General features: G+C 30.1%; 3 protein-coding genes. All 3 read right to left on the bottom strand.

Features of this window, described 5'->3' with window-relative positions; translation table 11 throughout:
• A partial coding sequence (locus tag VK998_RS12475; protein ID WP_325228864.1) for a precorrin-8X methylmutase occupies positions 1-355 on the bottom strand: 355 nt, incomplete at its 3' end.
• 11 nt (positions 356-366) lie between these two features.
• Positions 367-1,674 (bottom strand): cobyrinic acid a,c-diamide synthase CobB, encoded by a 1,308-nt coding sequence (locus tag VK998_RS12470; RefSeq protein ID WP_325228862.1) that lies wholly within the window; start codon positions 1,672-1,674, stop codon positions 367-369.
• Positions 1,675-2,574: pyridoxal phosphate-dependent aminotransferase (locus VK998_RS12465; RefSeq protein ID WP_325228860.1), on the bottom strand; the 900-nt coding region annotated here is incomplete at its 5' end.

Genomic DNA, 2,574 nt, shown 5'->3' with positions numbered 1-2,574 from the left:
CTATAGCTGCCGCTGAACGAGTCGTGTTTGCTTTTTTAGATAGGTCATAAGTTCTTTCATCATCTATAAAGTATTTTAAAGTGCATTGGGTTTTAGACAAGGCATTTTTATTAATTCCCATATATGCCATTTTAGTATCAGTATAAATAGTGCCACCTTTACCAATGCCTTTTTTAGCTTCTTCAACAAAATTTTTTTTAAAGTCTATAATCTTTCTATAATCAAAATCTCCTGTGGTATGAATCATTCTCTTTGCAATAATTTTTTCTTCATCATTAAAAGATGTATCTTCCATTACTTCTTCTATAATATCCATACTATTATTTTCTATTTCCATTGGATTCTTAATATACATGATTTCCCTCCTTATCTTTTGTTCTCTATGCCATCTAATAGATAATTAAAAGCTTCCTTATTGCCGAGGAAATTAATATGGGGATAAGCCCCTAATACATTTTTATAGCTATATCCACATTGCCAATTTCTATTGGTTTTAGGTTTATATATATAATATAAAGGTCTGTTTTCTGTTTCTATAATTGATCGGTGGAATTCTTGACCTACTAAGCTTTGTCCTTTTTTCCCCAATATAGTATCCTCCATTAATTGAATATTTGTATATCCAAACCTTTGGAGTGTATCCATCATATAGGCCTTCCCTTTAAATATTCCAACCATTGGAATACCTTCTATTTCCTCTACCAAGTACATAAGTCCTCCAGCTTCTCCATATATATAGCCTCCTAGTTCTGCCATTTTTCTAATAGAATTTATCATAGTTTGATTTTGAGAAAGCTCTTTTTTATACAATTCAGGGTATCCTCCACCAATGTATAATAAATCACATTTTGGTATTTCTTTATCCTCTAGTGGAGAAAAGTATTCCACTTGACAGCTGTTTTCCAATAGTCTTAAATTTTCATTATAATAAAAAGAGAAAGCTTTATCATAGGCTATGGCTACCTTAATATTTCTTTTTGTTGGATATTCATATTTAGATATATCTATATCATTCATAAGATTGATTATCTCGTCTATATGTACAGTTTTTTCCATAATCTTTGATAGCTTATCAATTATTTTGGCTGTATACTGGTTTCCCATACTTTGAACTAAACCAAGATACCAACTTTGTATTTCAAGAGCCTTATCTTCTTCTACATAGCCTAATACTTTAATCCCTATATATTCTTCGATTTTCTCTTTTAATAGAAGGTAGATATCCTTTCTTACTTTATTCAAAATGATCCCTTTAATCCTAGAATCTGAAAAATCTACCATTCCTTTTATCTTTGGAATAGCTGAAAACATTTCCCCTTTTGGTGTATAGATAAGAATGGCGTTGATATTTAGTTTTTTCGAGATATGGTAACTAGAATTCTCAAAAGTATTATATATCCCATCAAAATATCCCATAGCCCCCTCTATTAGTGCATATTCTCCTTTGTTAATAGATAGGGCTTCCTTCAATCCTTCTTGTCCCATCATATGCATATCTAAATTCACTGCCCTTTTTCCTGAAGCTAATCTTAAATAACTGGTATCAATAAAATCTGGTCCAGTCTTAAAGGCAGATACATCTAATTTCCTGTTTTTTAATGCTTTAATTAACCCTAGGGTAATCAAAGTTTTCCCTGTATAACTGGCTGGAGCTGTAATCATTATGGTTTTCATTTACAATCTCTCCAATTCTTTGAAAGTCTTTATAAGTTTTAAATTATTATCTCTATCCTTTATAGCTACTCTAATATAGGTATTATCTAATCCATTAAAGCTGGAACATTTTCTAATAACCAACCCTCTTTTTAGAAAGAAATTGAATACATATTCTTCATTCCATTTCAATAGTTTTATAAGTATATAATTGGCATGGGTTTTAAAAGCCCTTATCCCTTCAACTTCCAATAATTTATTTAGGACAAATTTTCTTTCTTTTTCTATATAGGCTTGGCTCTTTTCTATATAATCTTTACATTTAAAAATATATCTACCAGCCCTATCTGCCAGAGAATTAACACTCCAAGGCAATTCTGTTTTCCCATATTTTTCTGCCATATCTTTTGATACACAACCGTAACCTAATCGGATACCAGGAAGAGCAAAGAACTTGGTAGCCGCTCTAATTATTCCTACATTTTTAAAAGATTTTTTCCCAAATATTTCAATACTATCATAATCCTTTGGACAGAACTCATAAAAAGCTTCATCTAATAGTAGATATCCACCTTTTCTTTTGACTATTTCGTATAATTCTATTAAAATTTCTTTTCCAATCCTTAAGCCCGTTGGATTGTTTGGATTCCCTAGGATTAACAAATCTTCAGATTTTATTCTCCTTTCTATAGAAGCTAAATCTAAGGTGAAATCCTCTTTATAACTTAATTTAACTATTTCTTTATCATGGATTAAAGCTCTTTGTTCATATTCAGAAAATGATGGTATTGCAACTATTATTCTAGGAAATAAAAGTATAAAATTATTTATTATATCCACCGCTCCATTGCCTACTATTATATTGTCTGAATCACATTTTAGATATTTAGATATATTGGTTTTAAGATGCCTATACTTTAT

The organism is Schnuerera sp. (genome assembly GCF_035459645.1).
In the GTDB taxonomy this organism is placed as follows: domain Bacteria; phylum Bacillota; class Clostridia; order Tissierellales; family Tepidimicrobiaceae; genus Schnuerera.
The sequence above is the reverse complement of the archived record's forward strand: the minus strand, read 5'-3'. Positions and strand labels throughout refer to the sequence as shown.